Below are 22,360 nucleotides of genomic sequence, written 5' to 3' on the forward strand. Positions count from 1 at the left end.
GGCTACGCATCGTCGCCTTGGTGAGCCGTTACCTCACCAACTAGCTAATGCGCCGCGGGCCCATCCGCAAGTGACAGCCCAAAGGCCGCCTTTCAACCGAAGACCATGCGGTCTTCGGTGTTATCCGGTATTAGCTCCGGTTTCCCGGAGTTATCCCGGTCTTGCGGGCAGGTTGCCCACGTGTTACTCACCCGTCCGCCGCTGACCAAACAAGAGCAAGCCCTCGTTCGGTCCGCTCGACTTGCATGTATTAGGCACGCCGCCAGCGTTCGTCCTGAGCCAGGATCAAACTCTCCAAAGAAAGTTGATTGGCTTTTGCTTCGGCCCATGCGAACCTCCGCTTTTCGTCGCGCTTCGTTTCGTTCAGTTTTCAAGGAACGATAATGGAGCCTATCGGGATCGAACCGATGACCTCCTGCGTGCAAAGCAGGCGCTCTCCCAGCTGAGCTAAGGCCCCATGCGGCCGCTATCGGGAAGACAGGATTTGAACCTGCGACCCCATGGTCCCAAACCATGTGCTCTGCCAAGCTGAGCTACTTCCCGCTAACGCGCTCGAGAGGATTCGAACCCCTAACCTTCTGATCCGTAGTCAGATGCTCTATCCAATTGAGCTACGAGCGCAAGTGCCGAGGGCCGGACTCGAACCGGCACGGTAGTTACCTACCCCAGGATTTTAAGTCCTGTGCGTCTGCCAATTCCGCCACCCCGGCTAATAGGCAAATAAATGGAGCGGAAGACGGGACTCGAACCCGCGACCCCCACCTTGGCAAGGTGGTGTTCTACCACTGAACTACTTCCGCCCAAATCATTATGCGGGTGAAGGGACTCGAACCCCCACGCCCGTAAAGGGCACTAGACCCTGAATCTAGCGCGTCTGCCAATTCCGCCACACCCGCAAATATATAGTTGGTGGTGAGCCATGGAGGACTCGAACCTCCGACCCTCTGATTAAAAGTCAGATGCTCTACCTACTGAGCTAATGGCTCATGGGTTCAATAACACTCCGAGACAACGATGTCCCTTCCTCTACTAGCATATTCGAAGATGTCAGATGCGTCGGGACAACTCGCAGCCAACTCGATGATGTAACGCTCGTTGCTCTACCTACTGAGCTAATGGCTCATGGTTGGGTATACACTCACAGTGAACGATGTCCCTTCCTCTGCTAGCGTATTCGAAGATGCAAGATGCGTCGGGACAACTCGTAGCAAACTCGATGATGCATCGCTCGTTGCTCTACCTACTGAGCTAATGGCTCATGGTTGGGATAACACTCTAAGCTTCATTTCACTCTACCTGCCCCTTCCTCTACAAGCTTATTCGAAGAAGTCAAGTGCGTCGGGGCAACTCGCAGCGAACTCGAAGATGCAACGCTCGTTACTGAGCTAATGGCTCATGGTATATAAATGGTGGAGGATGACGGGATCGAACCGCCGACCCCTTGCTTGTAAGGCAAGTGCTCTCCCAGCTGAGCTAATCCTCCACGCTGTTGCCTAGCGACGACCTACTCTCGCAGGGGCGCTGGCCCCAACTACCATCGGCGCTGGAGGGCTTAACTTCCGTGTTCGGGATGGGAACGGGTGTTTCCCCTCCGCTATCATCACTAGGCAGTCAACAGAACAGACAAGTTATATTATAATCAAATTTGTTTGCTTGTCAATATCCTTTTGTGCGTCATTATTGACGTCTCACGTGCTATCATAATATAACACACTGAAGAAAGCTTGTCAACTCATTTCGTTTTTTGTTTTGTTCTCAAAAACAACATTGCTCATTATATACATTCTATGACTAAAAGTCAATCGTCGAACGAAAATTAGCGTTGGTACGTGTTATAGGCAAATGCGAGTGGTGTATGATGCAAATATGATTTGCCAAGACGATAGTAATGATCAACGATTTTCCGGTTTAGATCTTCCCATTTGTCTAGGACGGGCGGCAAATTGAGAAACTTTGCAACACTATAACTTCGTTCCTTTCGATTTCTCAAAAACCAAACGAATCCGTTGTTTTTCACCGGCCTTCTTAGGGGCTGGCAGCAGCCGGCTTTTTCTTGAATCGAGTTCTCATAACAAACTGTCCCCTGCCGTTGTTCGCAACAGGGGACGATCGTGGTTATTTATGGCGCATTTGCGGGAAGAGCAATACATCGCGAATGGACGGTGAATTGGTCAAAAGCATGACTAACCGGTCGACCCCGATCCCGAGTCCGCCCGTCGGCGGCATGCCGTATTCGAGCGCTTCGAGGAAATCTTCGTCCATTTCGTGCGCTTCATCGTTTCCTTGTTCGCGCTCCTTCAGCTGCTCCTCAAACCGTTGACGCTGATCGATCGGGTCGTTTAGTTCCGTAAAGGCGTTCGCATGTTCGCGCCCGACGATGAACAGCTCAAACCGATCGGTAAAGCGCGGGTCGTCTGGGTTTTTCTTGGCTAATGGCGAGATTTCGACCGGGTGGCCGTAAATGAACGTCGGCTGGATCAGTTTATCCTCTACTTTTTGTTCAAAAAATTCATTGACGATATGGCCGAACGTCATGTGCGGCGCGACTTCGACACCGTGTTCTTTGGCCAGCTCCCGCGCCTCTTCGTCGCTCATCTGCCGCCAGAAATCGACGCCGACATATTCCTTGATCGCATCGATCATATGGAGGCGCCGCCATTCAGGCGTCAAGTCGACAAGATGTTCGCCGTACTGGATTTTTGTTGTGCCAAGCACTTCCGTGGCAATATGAGCGATCAAGTTCTCCGTTAATTTCATGATATCGCGGAAGTCGGCATACGCCTCGTACAATTCGAGCATCGTAAACTCCGGGTTATGGCGGGTGGAAATGCCTTCATTCCGGAAAACGCGCCCGATTTCATACACTTTTTCCAAGCCGCCGACGATGAGCCGTTTCAAATGCAGCTCGATGGCGATCCGCATATACAGCGTCATATCGAGCGCATTATGATGCGTAATGAACGGGCGCGCCGCCGCACCGCCTGCTACGGCGTGCATCATCGGTGTTTCGACTTCCAAGTAGCCATGGCTGTCAAGATAGCGGCGCATCGATTGAATAATGAGACTGCGGGTGATGAACGTCTTTTTGCTCTCCGGATTCATAATTAAATCGAGGTAGCGTTGGCGGTAGCGCTGCTCGATATCTTTTAAGCCGTGGTATTTTTCCGGCAGCGGACGCAGCGCTTTTGTTAAAAATTCATACGACGATACTTTGATCGAAAGTTCGCCGACCTTTGTTTTAAACATCGTGCCGCGCACGCCGACGATGTCGCCGAGGTCGGAGATTTTAAACAGCTCGTATTGCTGTTCGCCAACATCGTCTTGGCGGACGTAAATTTGAATTTGTCCCGTCACGTCCTGGATGTGAGCAAAGCCCGCTTTTCCCTTGCCTCTCTTTGTCATGATGCGGCCGGCGACGGCGACTTCGATTTGTTGCTCTTCGAGTTCCTCTTTTGACAAATCTCCGTACAGTTCAAACAGCTCTTCCGCTTTATGCGTGCGCTCGAACCGTTTGCCAAACGGATCGACACCCAATTCCTCAATTTTTTTCAGCTTTTCCCTGCGGACGCGCAGTTGGTCGTTCAATTCTTCATGGCTCATACCTCATTCACTCCATTTAGCGATTTTTTACGAAAAATACTGCCAGCACCCGCTGGCAGTCTTCCGCTGCATGAACGTCATCTCCGTTGTGTGAACTACCCGCCACCTACGCTTCGCTTAGAGGTGAAGGCTTCAAGCGACTTGTGCGTGTTCGCCGAACGGTAAGCCACACACCAGAACCCTTTACGCTTCCCTTCGTTCCGAAGGTGTCCGTTCTAGCCATATTCTATCCTATTCGTTGGCTAACGCCAACCAACATTCATCTCCCACTTACTCACTGGGTTACACCCTTCGCGTTCCTTGAGGTGGGAGACTTCTTTCGGAAATCCGTTAAACGGCTTCGGCGTTCGCCGCCCGGCTTTCCGCTTCTTCGGCGACTTGAAGCAAGAGCGCGGCCAATTCGTCCCGCGTCTCGCACTCGTTGATGGCGTTGCGGATTTTCGCTGCCCCGCGGATGCCTTTTAAATACCAAGCCGCGTGCTTGCGCATTTCTTTCACCGCAATGTACTCGCCTTTAAGGGCGATCAGACGGTCCAAGTGCAGCAGGCAGACATCGATTTTTTCCCTTGGGGTCGGTTCGGGAATGAGCTCCCCTGTTTCTAAATAGCGGACCGTGCGATAAATCATCCACGGGTTGCCGAGCGCCGCCCGCCCGATCATCACGCCGTCAACCCCAGTTTCTTCGAGCATCCGCTTGGCATCCTGCGGCGTTTTGACATCACCGTTTCCGATGACTGGAATGTTGACGGCCTCTTTGACTTGCTTAATGATGTCCCAATTCGCCTTCCCTTCATACATTTGCACCCTTGTCCGTCCATGGACGGCGACGGCTTTGCCGCCGGCGCGTTCGACCGCTTGGGCGTTTTCAACAGCGTAAATATGTTGGTCATCCCAACCGATTCGCATCTTGACCGTGACGGGTTTTTCGACGGCGTCGACAATGGCGGCGACGACATCGTAAATTTTGTTCGGGTCGAGGAGCCATTTCGCTCCGGCATCGCAATTCGTAATTTTCGGCACTGGGCAGCCCATGTTGATGTCGATAATATCGGCATTTGTATTTTTGTCGACAAATTTCGCTGCTTTGACAAGTGTTTCCTTTTCACCGCCGAAAATTTGCAAGCTGAGCGGCTTTTCGCGTTCGTCGATATAGAGCATATTTAACGTCTTTTCATTGTTGTATACGATTCCTTTATCGCTCACCATCTCTGCGCATACAAGACCGGCGCCGAACTCCTTTACGGTCAGGCGGAAAGCCGAATTGCACACGCCTGCCATCGGCGCAAGGACGACACGGTTTTGAATTTCCACATCACCAATGCGAAACATAAAAACGCCTCCTTTCTACCTGTTTGATTCGAACTTTGGCGGTGCCAGCTCCTCAACCGATACGTTCAGCCGCTCGGCGATCTGTCCGACAAGCGTGTCGGACGGCATCCGGTTCCCCCGTTCAATTTCGCCGAGAATCGAAACGGAAATGCCGAGTTCCTTGGCCAACTTTTCTTGTGTATATCCTTTCAGCTTTCGAAAAGCGCGAATACGTCTTCCCCATCTTTCTGCTTCCATACACGAACTCCTTTTTTGTCGGGTAGTCGGTCAATAATGTCTGCTAACGGTTCCGGAACGTTCGGTATTGTCAAATGGGAATTGATCTCGAGCAACGGGATTAAAACAAACGCCCGCTCCGCCATGCGCGGATGCGGAATGACAAGTCGCTCTGTCTCAATATTTTCATGATTGTACAACAAAATGTCAAGGTCTAACGTGCGCGGCCCCCAGCGAGTTTCCCTTTTCCTGCCAAATTCCTGTTCGATTTGTTGCGTCACGTCAAACAAAGCAAATGGCGACAAAGCGGTCGCCACCTCAATCACCATGTTTAAAAACTTGTCTTGGTTGACGTAACCGACCGGGTCGGTTTCATAGATGGACGAACCCGATGTGACAAAAATTCCCTTATGGCGATGAAGCGCCGCGACGGCTGAACGCAAATAGTACGCACGATCTCCAAGGTTGGAACCTAAAGCAATATACGCAATGTTTTCCATCTTACCGCCCCCTGTAGATTTCAACGGCGACATGCTGATAATGGCCGCGAATGGGCGGATTCGGCTTGATTACTTTCACCGTGCACCGCTGAACGGCGGGGAAAGCGGCAAGCAGCTCATCCGCGATCGCCTCGGCAACCGCTTCGATCAAGGCGAGCGTCCTCTCTTCCACGATCGTCCGACAGCGCTCGTATACTTCCGCATAGTTCACCGTATGCTCGAGACGGTCGCTCCGGCCGGCTGGACGCAAGTCGAGCTCAAGGGCCACATCGACCAAAAACCGCTGGCCGAGGACGTTTTCTTCTCGGAGCACTCCGTGATAACCGTAAAATTCCATACCTTGAATATAAATTTTATCGATGGCCGCTCTCTCCTTTCCCGAGCATCGCATCCATCATTTTCGCCATGCGGGCGATCGGCAATACGTCATGGACGCGGACGATATGCGCCCCCTTCACGATGCCAAGGCAAACCGTCGCCCCCGTTCCTTCGACCCGCTCCTCAACCGGCACATCGAGCACATGGCCGATAAACCGTTTGCGCGATGTGCCAAGCAAAAGTGGGTATCCCAAAGCAGCAAACTCATCGAGACGCCGCATCACTTCCAGGTTATGTTCAACCGTTTTGGCAAATCCGATCCCCGGATCTACAATAATGTTTTCCTCTTTTACTCCCGCCTGTTTGACAATACGGATGCTCTCCTTCAAGTCGGCGATCATGTCGGAAATGAGATCGCGGTATGCCATATCGTGACGGTTGTGCATTAAAATGATCGGCACTCCGTACGAAGCGGCGACGTGGGCCATATCCGGATCGGCTTTGGCGCCCCAAACGTCGTTGATGATATGCGCTCCCGCTTCAATGGCCTGCCTTGCGACCTCGGCTTTATACGTGTCGACGGAAATCGGCACGTCCACCGCATCGGCGATCGCTTTGACTGCCGGAATGACGCGCTGTAGCTCTTCATCAAGCGGCACTGGATCCGCCCCCGGACGAGTTGATTCACCGCCGATGTCAATGATGTCGGCTCCTTCCGCCACGAGCCGTTTCGCATGCTCGACTGCTTTTTCCACTTCATAAAACCGGCCGCCGTCGGAAAACGAGTCAGGCGTCACATTGACAATGCCCATGATCAACGTTTTTTGGCGCAAATCCAGCTCATGCCCGCGGCATTTTAATACAAAGGAACGCGTCATCGTTGCCATCATTCGTTCATCCTTTCTTTCAGTTCGTTCCTCGTCCATAATGTATCGGTAAAGCGGCGGTAATGATGTTGCAGCGAACAGGTCACCGGGCCATGTTTTCCGCTATAAGAGCGGCGGCCGATGCGGTGAAGCGGCACAATTTCCTGCAGTGAATTCGTAATAAAGACCTCATCAGCCTCCTGCAAATGGGACAGGGGATACGCTCCCTCTTTAATCGGGATATGAAGCCGTTCGAGCAAGGCGATGACGAACTGCCTCGTAACGCCGTTTAATATGCCAACAGACGGCGCCGGGGTGTAGACAACGCCGTCCTTGACCCAAAAAATATTCGAAACGATTCCCTCGGCTACTTGCCCGTCCCGATTTAAAAAAATGCCTTCCACATCCACACGGCGGCCAAGCTCCCACTTTCCAATTATATTGTTTAAATAATGATGCGATTTTAACCGTTCATCGCCTTCAGGGCTGTTCCGCCTCGTTGTTAAAACGACCCCTTCTTTCCCTTCTGGAGGGGCGGATGGCGGCAGCGGCTTCATATAGACGATCACCGTTGGATGGCTATACTGCTCCATCGACAAGCCAAGACCGCCAACCCCAGCCGAGACGTTGAAACGTACATAGGCGTCCTGAAGACCATTGGCCCTGAGCAACCGCTCGATGATCCCGAGCGCCTCCGCACGGCTTACCTGCTTTTGGATGCGCAACTCGGAAAGCCCGCGATTTAGCCGCGCTAAATGATCGTCAAGCAAAAACGGATGTCCCTCATACGTGCGGAACGTCTCAAACAAGCCGATCCCGTATAAAAAACCGTGGTCAAACGCCGAAACCCTCGCCTCCTCATACGGGACAATCTCCCCATTGACATACACATACATATGCCCATCACGCCTTTTTGTACGTATCAATAAAATTTTTCAGCAGCTGCATCCCATGGCTGGTCATAATCGACTCCGGGTGGAACTGTACTCCTTCGATTGGCAATGTTTTATGGCGAATGGCCATCACTTCGTCTTCGTCCGTCCAAGCCGACACGATGAAACAGTCTGGAAGCGTCTCTTTCTCAACGATAAGGGAATGGTAGCGCGTCGCTGTAAACGGGCTTGGCACGCCGCGGAAAATCGTTTCCCCGTCATGGTAAACGGACGACGTTTTCCCGTGCATCAGCCTTGGGGCACGGATGACGCGGCCGCCAAACGCCTGGGCGATCGCCTGATGGCCGAGGCAGACGCCAAAAATCGGGATGCGGCCGGCGAAGCGATCGATAACGGCCAAGCTGATTCCCGCCTCATTCGGTGTACATGGGCCGGGGGAAATCATGATAAAATCGGGATGAAGCCGCTCAATCTCGTCCACCGTAATTTCGTCGTTCCGCTTTACAAGCAGCTCTTCGCCTAAAACCCCTAAATATTGCACCAAATTGTACGTAAACGAATCATAGTTATCGATCATGACGATCATCCTTCTCACCTCATGCTCTGAAATAGAGTCTCTGCTTCGCTCAGCTCTTTCGCCTTCCAGAGGGCAGCGGCTTTTTTCAAACATTCTTTGTACTCGTGCTCCGGGTTGGAATCGATGACAATGCCTGCGCCTGCTTGCACATGGGCCAGCCCGTTTTTCACAACCATCGTGCGGATGGCGATGTTTAGCTCCATATTCCCTTGAAAATCGATCCAGCCGATCGAACCGGTGTACAAACCGCGGCGAACCGGCTCCAATTCTTCGATGATTTCCATCGTCCGCACTTTCGGAGCGCCGGTGATCGTTCCGCCGGGAAACATCGCACGAATAACAGAAAACGCATCATGTTCCGGAGCCATGATGCCGGATACGTGGGAAACAATATGCATCACATGCGAATACTTTTCCACCGTCATCCACTCATCGACACGCACCGTCCCATAGACACAGACACGCCCAAGGTCATTCCGCTCAAGATCAACGAGCATGGCGTGCTCGGCCCGCTCTTTTTCGCTGGCTAGCAGTTGGCGGGCGATTTGCCCGTCTTCCGCTTCCGTGCGTCCGCGCGAGCGGGTTCCGGCTATCGGGCGTGTTTCCAGCCGTTCTCCCTGCTTGCGGACGAGCAGCTCCGGCGAACCGCTGACAATTTGACATTCAGGGGTATGCACATACGCCATGTACGGCGACGGGTTAATGGTCCGCAGTTGTTTGTACACAGCGAACGGGTGAGTCAACAGCGGACGGGACTGGCGCACCGACAAATTGACTTGGAACACATCGCCCGCTGCAATATAATGTTGAACGCGGCGGACCGCTTCCATAAACTGCTCCTTTGTCATGGAAACCGATGGACAAGCCGATGAGACAACGGACGGCCAAACCGGCGGGCTGCTTCGCTCTTCAAGCCACAGCCGTTCATACATCTCCAACCGCCGCTCCGCTTCTCCTTCTTCCCCTTCATCTGCATAAGCGAGCAAATGAAGGCGATCGGTTTGATGATCGTAAATCGCCACATCGTCAAATACAAAAAACTGCATAGACGGCAGCTGCAAATCATCTACAGCCAGCGATGGAAGCCGTTCGATATAACGAGCGGCGTCATAGCTGATATAGCCGACCAACCCGCCTTGGCACGGGAGCGGCTCCCCCTCCCCCGGCGCCACACGTTGTGAAAACCATTGCTGCAGCAACTCGAGCGGCGGCCCGTTCAGCACCGTTTCTTTTCCACGATAGATAATGGACAGCTGATGCCCGGCGGCACGAATGATCCCGCTCGGATTGAGGCCGATGATGCTGTATCTTCCCCCTTGTCCGCTCTCCAGCAACACGTGGTGCCGCCGGCCGTATGCCAGTTGCTCATACTGATAAAACCAATCCCGCCCGCTGTAATGAATGGTCCGCTTCAGCCGCCTTCGTCTTTGTTTCATCACAGCCAACCCCTTTACGACGCTCATCATTATCCTTATTGTACAATGAGTCGGCGCTCATATCACCCATAAATATAAAAAAGTTCGACAGGGTCACCCCTGCCGAAAGTAAAGCTGCTTAGTCTTCGAATTGGTAAAGCGGCGTGCTCAAATAGCGCTCCCCATTGCTCGGGATGATGGCAAGCACTTTTTTCCCTTTGCCGAGCTCTTTCGCCACCTTCAACGCTGCATGAATGGCAGCGCCGGACGAAATGCCGCCAAGGATGCCTTCTTCGCGGGCGGCGCGGCGGGCAGCCGCAAACGCTTCTTCCGTCGTTACCGTAATAACCCCATCGTAAATGCTCGTATCCAAAATATCTGGAACAAAGCCAGCGCCGATCCCTTGGATTTTGTGCGGGCCCGGTTTTCCTCCCGACAAGACTGGGGAATCGGCCGGTTCAACGGCGTAAATTTTAATGTTTGGGTAAGCTTCGCGCAACACTTTGCCTGCTCCGGTGATCGTTCCGCCCGTGCCAACGCCGGCAACAAACGCATCAAGCTGGTCGCCCATTTGCTCCACGATCTCTTTCCCGGTCGTCAAGCGATGGATTTCCGGGTTCGCCTCGTTTTTAAATTGCTGCGGCATAAAATAGCCATGCTCGCGAACGAGCTCTTCCGCTTTTTCGATCGCACCACGCATTCCTTGAGCGCCCGGCGTGAGCACCAGCTCAGCTCCATACGCCCGCAACAGGTTGCGGCGCTCCAAGCTCATCGTATCCGGCATGACCAACACTGCTTTGTATCCTTTCGCCGCCGCGACCATTGCCAGCCCGATTCCGGTGTTGCCGCTTGTCGGTTCGACGATCGTATCGCCTGGCTTCAGTTTTCCTTCTTTTTCCGCCGCCTCAATCATCGCCAATGCAATCCGGTCTTTGACGCTGCTGCCCGGGTTCATAAATTCCAGTTTCAAATACACATCCGCGCTGTCTTCATCAACGATGCGGTTCAGTTTCACGGCCGGCGTATCGCCGATCAATTCGGTTATCGAGTTGACTGTGCGTGCCATGGTTCCACCTCTAATCCCCATTAATTTTATCGACTTTGTCTCCAATGTATCAACTATTGGCGTAATTGTCAATCATTTTACTGTTTTCATTCTTTTTTTGCGAGTTGTTTCAACTGTTCCAGCTCCGCTTTGTCGAAATGGTACGTTTCATTGCAAAAATGGCACGACGCTTCCGCCTGCCCTTCCTTGTCGATGATATCTTGAATCTCCCCTGGCCCCAGGCTGATGAGCGCATCCGCGATCCGCTCGCGCGAACAGCGGCAGACAAATGACACCGGCATCGTCTCCAACACCCGGACGCCGCCGCCTAATTGTTCCAATATTTGCTCCGGTGTTAGGCCGTTTTCAATCATGCGCGACACAGGCGGAATTTGTTTCAACCGCTCCTCAATGCGGCTGATCGTTTGTTCTTCCGTTCCAGGCATCAATTGAATGATAAACCCTCCCGCGGCCCGGATCGTGTAATCGGGGTTGACGAGCACGCCGACGCCGACGGACGACGGGATTTGCTCGGAAGAAGCGAAATAATAGGTGAAATCCTCACCGAGCTCCCCCGAGATGATCGGCACTTGACCGGTGAAAAAGTCGCGCAGCCCGAGGTCTTTGACGACCGTCAGCATCCCGTTTTTGCCGACCGCCCGCGCGACATCGAGTTTCCCGTGTTCATTCAGCTCGAAATGCACGTGCGGATTGGTCACATAGCCGCGCACTTCCCCTTTGGCATTGCTGTCGATTAAAATCGTGCCGATCGGCCCGCCGCCATCAATTTTGATGGTCAACGTTTCATCCCCTTTTAACATTGCTCCCATCATAACGCCGGCCGTCAGCGCCCGTCCGAGCGCCGCCGAGGCGGTCGGCCACGTTTGATGGCGGCGCTGCGCTTCCGCCACCGTCTCCGTCGTCCTTGCCGCATACGCCCTCACCTGTCCGTCATAGGCGAGCGCTTTGACTAAGTAATCTCCCATCTTCACCAAACCCTTCATCCTTTTTTCTCGGTGTTTTTCTCGTACAACAATTTTAAGCCTGTCAGCGTCAAAAACGGATCCACGACATCGATCACGTCCGATTCGCCGGCAATGAGAGGCGCAAGGCCGCCAGTGGCGATGACTTTCGGCGGAACTTTGCTTTTCGCCTTCATGCGCGACACGATGCCTTCCACTTGTCCAACATATCCGTATAAAATGCCGGCCTGCATGGCGCTGACTGTATTTTTGCCGATGATATCGTCCGGACGGGCGATTTCAATGCGCGGCAATTTTGCTGCCCGCGCAAACAGCGCCTCCGTCGAAATCATAATTCCCGGGGCAATAGCCCCTCCCATATATTGTTTATGTTCGTTAATATAACAATACGTCGTCGCCGTGCCAAAATCGACAATAATGAGCGGGCTGCCGTACAAATGGATGCCCGCGACCGCATTGACGATCCGGTCGGCGCCCACTTCGCGCGGATTATCGTATTTAATGTCCAGCCCGGTTTTAATGCCCGGTCCGACAACGAGCGGCTTTACGTGGAAATATTTTAAGCACATGCGTTCAAGGGCAAACATAATCGGCGGCACAACCGAAGAAATGATGATGCCGCGGATGTCGGAAAACTGCAAGCCGACATGGCTCAAGAGCGCCTTGATGGTCATGCCATACTCGTCTTCCGTTTTCGCCCGGCTCGTCTCGATGCGCCAATGGTGTTTTAATTCATCGCCGTCATAAACCCCCAACACGGTATTGGTGTTGCCGACGTCCAACACAAAAATCATGGCCTCATTCCCCACTTTTCTTCAATAAGTTCCTTTCTCTATCATATCATACTTGACTTTCCCGCGGAAAAAAACAGCGCCAACCTACGGAGCCGCGGCTAAAAAAAAGATGCCTCTGAATAGAGACATCGATTACTCCTCTTTCTTTTGAATATTGATTTTCACGTCGATGTCGCCCTTGCCTGCTTCATCGCGGCCTTTGCGGTCGGGCGGCAGCGTGCCGTGCTCAAATAAATGTTTAATTTGTTCCGCATCAAGCGTTTCGACTTCCAACAACGTTGTGGCGATTAGATCCAGTTTGTCACGGTGCTGCGTTAAAATCTGCTTCGCCTTTTCGTAGCACTCTTTAATGATGCGCTGGATTTCCAAGTCAATTTCGTAAGCAATTTTATCGCTGTAATTTTGCTCATTATGCAAGTCGCGTCCTAAAAACACTTGCCCGCTCGGTTGGCCGAATTGCAGCGGACCAAGCTTTTCGCTCATGCCGAACTCCATCACCATCCGGCGCGCGATGTTTGTCGCCCGCTGAAAATCGTTGTGGGCCCCCGTGCTCACTTCGTTGAACACGATTTCCTCGGCGACGCGCCCGCCGAGCAGGCCGGTGATTTTATCCATTAATTCGGCTTTCGTCATAAAGTACCGGTCTTCTTTCGGCAGCATGACCGCATAGCCTCCGGCTTGGCCGCGCGGAACGATCGTCACTTTATGCACCATTTCCGCGTCGGCAAGCACCATGCCGATGACCGTATGCCCAGCTTCGTGAAACGCGACGATCCGCCGCTCTTTTTCCGAAATGACGCGGCTTTTTTTCGCCGGTCCGGCAATGACGCGGTCGGTCGCCTCGTCGATGTCGCTCATGTCGATTTTCTTTTTGTTGCGGCGCGCTGCAACGAGCGCCGCCTCGTTCAACAAGTTTTCCAAATCGGCGCCGGAAAATCCCGGCGTGCGCATGGCGATCGCCTTCAAATCAACCGACTCATCGAGCGGCTTGTTGCGGGCATGCACGCGCAACACCGCTTCGCGCCCTTTCACATCCGGCCGGTCGACGGTAATCTGCCGGTCGAAGCGGCCCGGGCGCAACAGCGCCGGGTCTAAAATGTCCGGCCGGTTTGTTGCCGCAATAATGATGATGCCTTCATTGCCGTTAAAACCGTCCATTTCCACAAGCAGCTGGTTGAGCGTCTGCTCCCTCTCATCGTGGCCGCCGCCAAGGCCGGCGCCGCGCTGGCGGCCGACGGCGTCAATCTCGTCGATGAAAATGATGCACGGTGCGTTCTTTTTCGCTGTTTCAAACAAGTCGCGCACGCGCGAAGCGCCAACCCCAACGAACATTTCTACGAAATCCGACCCGCTGATCGAGAAAAACGGCACGCCCGCTTCCCCGGCAACTGCGCGCGCCAACAACGTTTTCCCGGTCCCCGGCGGCCCGACAAGCAACACCCCTTTTGGAATGCGGGCGCCGAGTTCGGCGAATTTGCGCGGATCTTTCAAAAACTCAACAATTTCCACGAGCTCTTCTTTTTCCTCGTCCGCTCCAGCCACATCGCGAAAACGGACCTTCCGCTTGTCATCCGTATACAGCCGCGCCCGGCTTTTGCCGAAATTCATCACCCGGCTGCCGCCGCCTTGCGCCTGATTCAAAAGGAAGAAAAACAAAATAAACATAATCACAAACGGAATGATGGAAGTGAAAAACGTCACCCATCCGCTCGTTTCATCCGCAGGCACAACTTCCACCCGCGTCCGTGCCGCCGCCGCATCGATGCGGTCCAGCACTTTGTCGCTGTTCATGACATAAGTGGAAAAATACTGACCTTCATTGTATGTTTTCAATCGGCCTTTGATTTCATATACGCCGCGCTCCGGCTTAATGGAAAACGACTCAACGTCCCCGTTTTCCAGATGAGTGATAAACGCATCGTACGTCATCGGCTCAGCCCGCTGGTTCGTGCCGTTAAAAAAGCTGACGACGCCGATCACGACGAGGAAAATCAGCAAATAAAAGATGGTGTTGCGGAAAATCCGGTTCATTTCTTGCCTCCTCCCATATGAAACACACTATACTCAATACTAGCATAGAAATTTGCTTAAATACAAACAATTCGGCCGGTGCACGACAATCGCTTCACTTTTGGTACACTTCTGGCTTTAAGACGCCGATAAACGGGAGGTTGCGGTATTTTTCAGCATAATCGAGGCCATAGCCGACAACGAATTCGTCGGGGACGGTAAATCCAGTGTAATCAGCCTGAATATCCGCCTTCCGGCCCGACGGCTTGTCAAGGAGGGTGACGATTTTAATCGAATTCGCTTTCCGGTAGCGGAACAAATCCACCAAATAACTGAGCGTCAACCCGCTGTCGATAATGTCTTCAATGATCAAAATGTCGCGGCCCTCAACCGATGTATTTAAGTCTTTGACAATTTTCACTTCACCGGATGAAACAGTCGCATTGCCGTAGCTTGACACATCCATAAAATCCATTTCCAAGTATGTATCGATATGTTTGAGCAAATCGGCCATAAACGGCATCGCCCCTTTGAGGACGCCGACGGCGAGCGGAAAACGCCCCTCATACTCTTTCGTCAACAAGCCGCCCAGTTCTTTGACTTTCGCCTGAATTTCCTCCTCAGTGATCAACACTTTTTGAATATCGTCTTTCATTCCCATCTTTTTTCCTCCTAGCTGTTCATCGCCTCATAATGGAGCAGGATATAACGGGCTTGCCCGCGGTCTTCGGCTTCAAAAGCCGATTTTTTCAGCCCTGGCACCCAGAGAATGCGGCCGTCGGCATCTTCGACGATCGGCCAGCCATCCCTTTCCGTCCGCGGAACTTTGGCTTCAATGAAAATCTCTTTAATTTTTTTCGTGCCTCCCGTCCCTTTCAGCACCATCCGGTCGCCCTCGCGGCGCGTCCGCACGCGAAGCGGAAGGGACACCGCATCGGGGTCAACCACAAACGAATCGTTTCCCAGCCGTCCCTTCGGATAGTGTTCCCTAAATTCACTCACGATTGCACCACCGGTTGGGAGGGGCAATAGCGCTGGAACCGGCAAGTCAAGCTGATAGCTTGGAGCGCCGCTTTGGACGCCAAACGTAAACAAACAGCGGTCATACGAGCGGATCGCTTTGAGCCCTTTTGGCAAATCAATTTGTCCGGAAGGGCGGGCGCGTTCGCAAAGCATCAGTATATGACCGATATGTACAAAAGTCAACGCCGCCGGAACGGCGTCGTAAAGGCGAAGCAGCAAAAGCTGCAACACCCGACGCTGCAACGGCCGAGGCAATGCGAGAAACGGGCGGAGATGCAACACAACTTCATTATATTGTTTTTCCATTACTTTATTCAGCGCGTCGATTGCCAATTCCTCCAAGAACTGCTCATCTTCCGCCATCATTTCACTATATTGTTGAAATCGCTCATGCAAGCGCGGATTTTCCTGTTTCAGCAACGGAATAATATAGCGGCGGAACCGGTTGCGCGTGTAGTCGTCTTTTTCGTTGCTTGGGTCGCGGCGCGGGGCGAGCCCTGCCTTTTCGCAATACTCCTCGATGTCCGCCCGGCTGACGGCTAAAAACGGGCGGATGAGATACCCGCCGTGAAACGGCCGCTTGGCGGGGATGCCGGCATATCCTTTTCCTGTGCTGCCGCGCACAAGCCGCATTAAAATCGTCTCGACTTGGTCATCGCCGTGATGGCCGACAGCGACATACTGGGCTTGATGTTTTTTCACCAGTTCGGCAAAAAAGCGGTATCGACAGTTGCGCGCCGCCTCTTGGGCGCCAAGGCCCGTGCGGCGCTGGAAAGCGGGAACGTCGATTTGCGCCGTCTCACATAAAATACGGTGTTCGGCGCAAAAATGTTTCACAAACTCCATCTCCTCTTCCGATTCCCGCCCGCGAAACATATGGTCGACATGGGCCGCTACAAGGCGAAGCTTCCACTCATCGCGAAGCGAAAGAAACACGTGCAGCAGAGCAAGCGAGTCGGGGCCCCCGGAAACGCCGACAATGACTGTCGCCCCTTTTGAAAGCAGTCCGTGCCTGTCAATAAAGGCGCGCACTTTATCCATCATCGCCGAAACCCTCTTTACCCTCTTTTAGCTTCATCGTAACACGACCGCCCCATTTTCTCAAAACTTCCGTTTCTTTATTTTACTAGGTTACATCGACAGATGCCAGTATATATAAAAACCGTACGCGCCAAGCAGCAAGACAGCGATCAGCACCGTTTCGGCAATCCTGCTCGTTTTGCGGCGCTTGGCGGCCCGCCGCCCCGACCGGCGGTTCGGTGCGGCCGCTGCTGTCTTGACCTCATAGTGTGCCGCCACGCGGCGGGAAGAGGCAGCCAATAAGTCGCGGCGCATGTCCTCGGCCTTCGCATACCGGCCGTCAAGCGCATTTTGCAAAACTTCTTTATATTGGGCTAAAAAACGATCCGTTTCAATGATGGACAAAAGTTGCGCCCGCCCGTTCCCTTTTTTCTCGAGCGGCCCCGGATAACAGGCGGCAATCATCACCATCGCCGCCGCAAACAAATCGTACGACGGCTCTGCTTTGCGCGACCCGAGCCCCCAATAGCCGCGGTCATACAGCTCGGTAAACTCTTTGATCGCCCGCCCCTGCATCGTCGTCCCCCCGACATCCAACAGTCGGACGGACGGCGGCGGCCCGGTGACGATCAAATTGTCCGGCTTCAAATCACCGAATACCCATCCTTCTTCATGAAGCCGTCCGAGCACAGACAAAAGCTGCATAAGCAGCACCGGCGCCCATTCTTTTCCGCGCCGGCGGACGAAAGCGGAGAACTGCTCCCCTTCAATGTACTCCATGGCATAAAACGGAACCACCCTCCGGGCAAACGGGCTTTGCCAATCATCGGCTTCCAGCAAAGAAGGCCCGAGGGCGGCTCCCTGGACCTTGGCAAAACGGCGCAATATATTCATTTCCGAGGCTAGCGACGCATAGTCGTCGCTCAGTTTCAGCGCAACGCGGCGGCGGCCGCTCTCCGCCAGATAGACGACGCCGTTCGCCCCGCTGCCGAGCCGACGCAGCAACCGGTACGAATGGCCGTGCCATTTGCCAGTGATGACCGTGCCGGGCGGAAGATTACCAAGACGATCCTTCGATGTATGGCTCATCGCCATCATGTATCCAACTCCTTAGCGACCGATTGCGGCCGAAATAGGCCATCGCTTCACGCAACGCCGGTCCGGTCGGCGTCAGCCCGCCTGATGAAAGCTTTGGAAAGATGGTGGACAGCTCTTCAATTTTCGGCGTCCAATCCATCATTTTCTCAGCGTAATTCCGTTTGCCCGGGAAAATAAACACAGAAAAGCGATTTTCGCCCATGCGCGCGTTTAAACTGAGCGACAAGTCAAGGAGCGCCTCTTTGACCATCGGCAGTTTCGTCTTCATGCTTCCGCTCGTATCGATTAAGATGAGCACATCAAGTGCGGCCGTTTCCCCAAGTTCATCGACGACTTCCATCACTTGGCCGCGCTTGTCCGGCGGCAAGTCCTCAAGCGAAACGTCAGAACCAAAGATTTGTTTCAACTCGCGATTGACGAGCCCTTGCAGCGTCTGCGTCATCGCCTGGCGCGTCACCATTTGCACCGTCTGCGACAGCTGTTTCGCATACACGATTTGGCTCATGCCGCCGCCGGCGGCAGCGATCGCTTCAATTTCCCGCCGTCCGTTTTCGTCAATCGTGTCTTGATCCAACACGCCGATTACGTTCACTGTAATGCCTTGTTCGCGAGCCAATGCTGCCATCGCAGCCGGGTCCTCGCCATGGTTTGAGCAGCCGTCCGTAATCAACAAAATTTGCCGCAACGTTCCCTTCCGCATGTTCGTTCCCCTCCTTGGCGAATAAGTATTACCATCATCGCCGCCAGGGAACATTTTTATACGTGCATTACTGCGCCTTTTTCATATACATATACGCGGGAATCGTCGCCCATTTTGGCGTGTTGTGCCGCACTTTCGCGACAACGACCGTCATATCGTCTTCAATTTCCCCGCCGCATTGGCGGATCACTTCTTCTATGATCAAATCAGCGACTTCCTGCGGGTCGTTCGTTTTTAACTCTTGAATTTTTCGCTTCATCCATACATCATGGTTCTCTACGTTCATCGGCCCTTCAAACACCCCATCGCTCATCATGATGAGCAAGTCGCCCGATTTTAACTGTTCGCTGACGACATCAAATTCGACCTCTTTAAGGATCCCCATCGGCAAGTTGCTCGCCTCTACCTTGATCACTTTGTTGCCCCGCTTGATGAAACTCGGCATCGACCCGATTTTCAAAAACTTTGTCGCGGCGTTTTGCAAGTCGATGATGGCCAAATCGAGCGTCGCATACATGTCCTCTGTCGTCCGCAGCGCCAGGATCGAATTGATCGATTTAATGGCAATCGATTCGTCCATCCCTGTCTGCAAAATTTTTTGCAGCAGGCGCAGCGTCTCGCGGCTTTCGTAGTGCGCCCGTTCGCCGTTGCCCATGCCGTCGCTGACGGCAACCGCATATTTGCCGGTGCCAAGCTCAATCGTCGCATAGCTGTCGCCGGAAATGAGCTCGCCCCCTTTAGCCGCAAACGCGACTCCCGTTTCCACGACAAACGCTTTGGTTGAACCAAAGGCAACACGGCAGTAGCCGTTCGGGTAAGCGGCGCACTCTTCACGCTTGACAACAATTGTTTCCCCTAAAATGTCCGACAGCATCGGCGCGATCAGTTTTTCGCACTCGCCGCGCCCCTCGCAATACGGAATGCTCATTTCAATATCGATATTTCCCTTTTCCAAACTGTAAATATCGACGTGGCCGATTTCAATGCCAAACTCTTGCAAAGCGTGGTAAATTTGCTCTTCCTGCAAATAATGGTTTTCCTGTTCCTTTTGCATTTCTTTGGCGAAATCGTCCATCACCTGGGAAATGCCCAGCAACTGCTCGGCGACGAGTTTTCGGCTTTCATAAATTTGCTGTTTGAGTTTGCGATTCGCCTGATAAATGACCATCTCCTTTTCCATCGCGTCAACGACTTTGCCTGCTTTTACGCAATGGCGCTCCCATTCGCGCAGCAGCTGATGGTTGTGCGCCAATGTTTTTTCTTCGGCTTCATGCATCATTCGCTTCATATACGCATAGGTTGTACTAAAGTTTGTCACCCAGCACTGGGCCTTTTTGAAACACGTTTGGCACGTTTGCCCCGTAATATCGCCAAGAAAGTAGTCTTCTTCGCGCTCCTGATGTTCACTGTCATCTGACAATGGTTCGGGTGAAAAACTTTCCGCCAATGCTTGGAAGACGTTCGAAAACTGTGAAACGCGCTGGGCGGTCACGTCGCGAATTTTGCGGACGTATTGTTGCTGCTCATTGATATATTCGGCCGTACCCGGAATGTATTTGGCGATTTTCTCTGTCAAGGAGCGGGCCGTGAACAAAAACAGCACAATGGCGATGCCTGATTCAAGCAACGTCGGCACAAGCTCCGCCTTTCCATTCCCGTATAAACCCATTAACAACGTCGCGACGATAAGCCCGAACGCGACCCCAAGCTTTCGCCCTTCTTTAAGTAGCCCACCGAGCAGCCCGGCGAAGGCAAGCAAGCTCATTTCCGACAAGTTGCCGACGTTCGCTAAGCTCAAAATGAGGCCGGTGACCACTCCGACAGTCGAACCGGTCGCCGCCCCGGCGACAAATGCGAACAGCAGCACGAGATAACGCGACATCACATGCTCAAGCGACAAGCCATACGCCGACCAACCGATCATCCCTGTCAACATCGAGGCAAGCAAAATAATCAATGAAATGATTTCCTCAGCCCGCAAGGCATGTTTGTGTTTCCGGACCGTCAGCAAAGGGATGCTTTGCATAAAAATCAGTGTAAGCACAAGCGAAAGCCCGGCTTCGACAACCGCCATGGCCGTCCCGTAAACCGTCCGCTCCCCGACCCAGTAGTAGGAGATCAGCCATTTCGCTGCCAATGAGACCGCAAAGACGACGAACGGGACGATTTTTAACGATTCGCTGATCACCCTGCGCACCCATCCGTAAATAAAGAGAAAGCCGAAAATGGAAACGCCGACAAACAGCAAAACATCGAACGACAGTGTCAACGCGCCGGCCATTAGGGCAATCAAAGCAAAGGCCGCCTTGTCACGGCGCAACATATAGACGGAAACGAAAAACGGCAGCGCAAACGGGGTCAGCTTCGCCAAAATGAGTGCTCGTCCAAGCAAAAAGCCGACGAGAAGAAGCAAAAATCCTTGATGGACGAACAAGTGGCCAAGGCGCAGCTTCACATGGCGTATCCAACGCGATACGGTTGCTTGCGTGTCATGAATCGGCACTTCCGAAATACGGCGCAACGTCCCTCTTTCTACTCTTTCCATTCCCGATCCTCTCCTTTGCTTTTCTATTACCCCCTATTATATATTTGAAATTGCCAAAAATTTGTCAAAATAACGGAGAAAAATAAAAAATCGTTCGACGTTTTTCCCGACAATGTGCAGGCAACGTTTTTGTTCCGACAGAAGCAGACAAAAACGAAAAACGAGCATGTCGCTTCATGGCGCATGCTCGTTCGTCAATGATGATGACCCGTACGGGATTCGAACCCGTGTTACCGCCGTGAAAGGGCGGTGTCTTAACCACTTGACCAACGGGCCATATTGAATTTTGGTGGCGGTGGAGGGGATCGAACCCCCGACCTCACGGGTATGAACCGTACGCTCTAGCCAGCTGAGCTACACCGCCGTGTGGCAACAGTTAATATAATACTGGAGCCCATACCGATTGTCAATATGTATCGTTCAGGAAAATACATCCTTTCTTTCGCCAAACCCAACAAAGAAGCATCCATGACCATGGATGCTTTGTTGTCCACCTATTCGTCATCTTTCCGGCATTCATTCAGCAGCAAGTTACCCGCGTCTCGCTCCACGACCTCCCCGCTTCGATTCGGTATGGCGGCGCAACGACGCCAATCGGTCTTCACTCTCTTTCAGGAAACGGCTGATTTTTTGCTCTAAGCTGTCAGCCGCAGAGCGGTCGTGCGCCCGGCTCGGCCGCTGCGAAGAAGGCGTATCCTTTGCTTTGCGAATGGACAAGCCGATCTTTCCGTCTTGGCCGACATTAATGACTTTGACATACACCGTGTCGCCGACTTTCAAATGGTCGTTGATATCTTTGACGTAGTTATCGGCTACCTCGCTGATATGAACGAGTCCTGTCACACCTTCCGGCAGCTCCACAAACGCCCCGAATTTCGTAATGCCTGTGACTTTGCCTTGTAACTTGCTGCCTACTTCAATCGACATAAAAAAAGTGCTCCTCCTTAAAACGCTTTAAAGATGGTGTTGCTTTCATTATAGCGAATAAAAAAAATAAGTGTCAATATGACGAATGCCCGTATTGAACGGGCATTGGAGGGATTTGTTACTTTTCGGGCAACACAAAAATAATTTCCCCATCCTTTGACAAATAATATTTTTTTCGCGCCAGCTCAGCGATGTAGTCATCATCATGCAGCCTTTTCATTTCCTCTTTCATCTGCTTTTCCTGGCGTTCCAGTTCCGCAAGCTGTTTGGTCAACCTTTCTTTTTCCGCCCTTTTCGCATCAACCGTCTTTGCCTGCAGGTGCAAAGCATAGACAAGGACGGAGGCGACCACGGCCAACAGCAACGACCAAAAGGCAAAACGGATGGCCAAAATTCGCCGTCTTCGCGACGCCCTCCGCTGTTTCTCCTCCTGCTCGGCCGCATACGTCGATGCCAGCTTCGTCACGTTTGTTCTCCTGGGCATGTTCATTGCCTTTGCAC

The 22,360-nt window shown here is 52.8% G+C and carries 20 protein-coding genes, 10 tRNA genes and 2 rRNA genes; all 32 read right to left on the minus strand.

Annotation, left to right across the window (positions count from 1 at the left end):
• Positions 1-301, minus strand: a 16S ribosomal RNA gene (locus ETC02_RS09485); the annotation flags it as partial.
• Positions 302-384: 83 nt separating this feature from the next.
• Positions 385-457 (minus strand) — tRNA-Ala (locus ETC02_RS09490).
• A 12-nt stretch (positions 458-469) separates the two neighbouring features.
• Positions 470-543, minus strand: a tRNA-Pro gene (locus tag ETC02_RS09495).
• Between the two features lie 4 nt (positions 544-547).
• Positions 548-621: transfer RNA gene (locus tag ETC02_RS09500), tRNA-Arg, on the minus strand.
• Positions 622-624: 3 nt separating this feature from the next.
• Positions 625-710: transfer RNA gene (locus tag ETC02_RS09505), tRNA-Leu, on the minus strand.
• A 15-nt stretch (positions 711-725) separates the two neighbouring features.
• A tRNA-Gly gene (locus ETC02_RS09510) sits at positions 726-800 on the minus strand.
• An 11-nt stretch (positions 801-811) separates the two neighbouring features.
• Positions 812-896, minus strand: a tRNA-Leu gene (locus tag ETC02_RS09515).
• Between the two features lie 14 nt (positions 897-910).
• Positions 911-986, minus strand: a tRNA-Lys gene (locus ETC02_RS09520).
• A 421-nt stretch (positions 987-1,407) separates the two neighbouring features.
• Positions 1,408-1,483: transfer RNA gene (locus ETC02_RS09525), tRNA-Val, on the minus strand.
• An 8-nt stretch (positions 1,484-1,491) separates the two neighbouring features.
• A 5S ribosomal RNA gene (gene rrf / locus ETC02_RS09530) occupies positions 1,492-1,608 on the minus strand.
• A 507-nt stretch (positions 1,609-2,115) separates the two neighbouring features.
• Positions 2,116-3,600 carry a lysine--tRNA ligase gene (gene lysS / locus ETC02_RS09535; RefSeq protein ID WP_050368052.1) on the minus strand — a complete coding sequence of 495 codons (1,485 nt, stop codon included), beginning with the start codon at positions 3,598-3,600 and terminating at the stop codon, positions 2,116-2,118.
• Positions 3,601-3,930: 330 nt separating this feature from the next.
• Positions 3,931-4,929 carry a tRNA dihydrouridine synthase DusB gene (gene dusB, locus ETC02_RS09540; protein WP_033008953.1) on the minus strand — a complete coding sequence of 333 codons (999 nt, stop codon included), beginning with the start codon at positions 4,927-4,929 and terminating at the stop codon, positions 3,931-3,933.
• Between the two features lie 15 nt (positions 4,930-4,944).
• Positions 4,945-5,166 (minus strand): helix-turn-helix domain-containing protein, encoded by a 222-nt coding sequence (locus ETC02_RS09545; protein ID WP_033008955.1) that lies wholly within the window; start codon positions 5,164-5,166, stop codon positions 4,945-4,947.
• Positions 5,118-5,645, minus strand: coding sequence for a 2-amino-4-hydroxy-6-hydroxymethyldihydropteridine diphosphokinase (gene folK, locus ETC02_RS09550; RefSeq protein WP_094239419.1), 528 nt, complete (start codon positions 5,643-5,645; stop codon positions 5,118-5,120). Before folK ends, ETC02_RS09545 begins: the two co-directional genes overlap by 49 nt.
• A 1-nt stretch (position 5,646) precedes the next feature.
• Positions 5,647-6,006 carry a dihydroneopterin aldolase gene (folB, locus tag ETC02_RS09555; RefSeq protein WP_287136198.1) on the minus strand — a complete coding sequence of 120 codons (360 nt, stop codon included), beginning with the start codon at positions 6,004-6,006 and terminating at the stop codon, positions 5,647-5,649.
• Positions 5,999-6,853, minus strand: a complete 855-nt coding sequence (gene folP / locus ETC02_RS09560) for a dihydropteroate synthase (RefSeq protein WP_050368050.1) — start codon at positions 6,851-6,853, stop codon at positions 5,999-6,001. The genes folB and folP overlap by 8 nt, the downstream gene beginning before the upstream one ends.
• Entirely contained in the window at positions 6,850-7,725 is an 876-nt protein-coding gene (pabC, locus tag ETC02_RS09565; protein ID WP_050368049.1) for an aminodeoxychorismate lyase, read from the minus strand. The genes folP and pabC overlap by 4 nt, the downstream gene beginning before the upstream one ends.
• A 7-nt stretch (positions 7,726-7,732) precedes the next feature.
• The gene (pabA, locus tag ETC02_RS09570; protein WP_033008961.1) at positions 7,733-8,308 is read right to left on the minus strand and encodes an aminodeoxychorismate/anthranilate synthase component II; all 576 of its coding nucleotides are present in this window, start codon (positions 8,306-8,308) and stop codon (positions 7,733-7,735) included.
• 5 nt (positions 8,309-8,313) lie between these two features.
• Positions 8,314-9,735 (minus strand): aminodeoxychorismate synthase, component I, encoded by a 1,422-nt coding sequence (pabB, locus tag ETC02_RS09575; RefSeq protein WP_049624449.1) that lies wholly within the window; start codon positions 9,733-9,735, stop codon positions 8,314-8,316.
• Between the two features lie 118 nt (positions 9,736-9,853).
• Positions 9,854-10,780 (minus strand): cysteine synthase A, encoded by a 927-nt coding sequence (gene cysK, locus ETC02_RS09580; RefSeq protein WP_050368048.1) that lies wholly within the window; start codon positions 10,778-10,780, stop codon positions 9,854-9,856.
• Between the two features lie 86 nt (positions 10,781-10,866).
• A complete protein-coding gene (gene hslO / locus ETC02_RS09585) occupies positions 10,867-11,745 on the minus strand; it encodes an Hsp33 family molecular chaperone HslO (RefSeq protein WP_171698239.1) in 879 nt (292 codons plus the stop codon).
• A 14-nt stretch (positions 11,746-11,759) separates the two neighbouring features.
• On the minus strand, positions 11,760-12,536 hold the full coding sequence (locus ETC02_RS09590; protein WP_033009019.1) for a type III pantothenate kinase: 777 nt from the start codon (positions 12,534-12,536) through the stop codon (positions 11,760-11,762).
• Between the two features lie 132 nt (positions 12,537-12,668).
• Complete coding sequence (gene ftsH / locus ETC02_RS09595; RefSeq protein WP_160268498.1) at positions 12,669-14,567, minus strand: ATP-dependent zinc metalloprotease FtsH; 1,899 nt, start codon at positions 14,565-14,567, stop codon at positions 12,669-12,671.
• 94 nt (positions 14,568-14,661) lie between these two features.
• Entirely contained in the window at positions 14,662-15,207 is a 546-nt protein-coding gene (gene hpt, locus ETC02_RS09600) for a hypoxanthine phosphoribosyltransferase (RefSeq protein ID WP_012820458.1), read from the minus strand.
• A gap of 11 nt (positions 15,208-15,218) precedes the next feature.
• Entirely contained in the window at positions 15,219-16,613 is a 1,395-nt protein-coding gene (gene tilS / locus ETC02_RS09605) for a tRNA lysidine(34) synthetase TilS (RefSeq protein WP_171698240.1), read from the minus strand.
• An 87-nt stretch (positions 16,614-16,700) separates the two neighbouring features.
• Positions 16,701-17,684, minus strand: a complete 984-nt coding sequence (locus tag ETC02_RS09610) for a protein kinase domain-containing protein (protein WP_171698242.1) — start codon at positions 17,682-17,684, stop codon at positions 16,701-16,703.
• Entirely contained in the window at positions 17,647-18,441 is a 795-nt protein-coding gene (locus ETC02_RS09615) for a vWA domain-containing protein (RefSeq protein ID WP_080706498.1), read from the minus strand. Before ETC02_RS09615 ends, ETC02_RS09610 begins: the two co-directional genes overlap by 38 nt.
• A gap of 13 nt (positions 18,442-18,454) precedes the next feature.
• Positions 18,455-20,932: a stage II sporulation protein E gene (gene spoIIE, locus ETC02_RS09620; RefSeq protein ID WP_050368044.1), complete on the minus strand. Its 2,478-nt coding sequence runs from the start codon at positions 20,930-20,932 to the stop codon at positions 18,455-18,457.
• 204 nt (positions 20,933-21,136) lie between these two features.
• Positions 21,137-21,208, minus strand: a tRNA-Glu gene (locus ETC02_RS09625).
• A gap of 11 nt (positions 21,209-21,219) precedes the next feature.
• Positions 21,220-21,296, minus strand: a tRNA-Met gene (locus ETC02_RS09630).
• 167 nt (positions 21,297-21,463) lie between these two features.
• Positions 21,464-21,859 carry a S1 domain-containing RNA-binding protein gene (locus ETC02_RS09635; RefSeq protein ID WP_171698241.1) on the minus strand — a complete coding sequence of 132 codons (396 nt, stop codon included), beginning with the start codon at positions 21,857-21,859 and terminating at the stop codon, positions 21,464-21,466.
• Positions 21,860-21,977: 118 nt separating this feature from the next.
• Positions 21,978-22,349, minus strand: coding sequence for an FtsB family cell division protein (locus ETC02_RS09640; protein WP_050368043.1), 372 nt, complete (start codon positions 22,347-22,349; stop codon positions 21,978-21,980).
• Positions 22,350-22,360: the final 11 nt, after the last annotated feature.

It is taken from the genome of Geobacillus sp. DSP4a (assembly GCF_013096875.1).
In the GTDB taxonomy this organism is placed as follows: domain Bacteria; phylum Bacillota; class Bacilli; order Bacillales; family Anoxybacillaceae; genus Geobacillus; species Geobacillus thermophilus.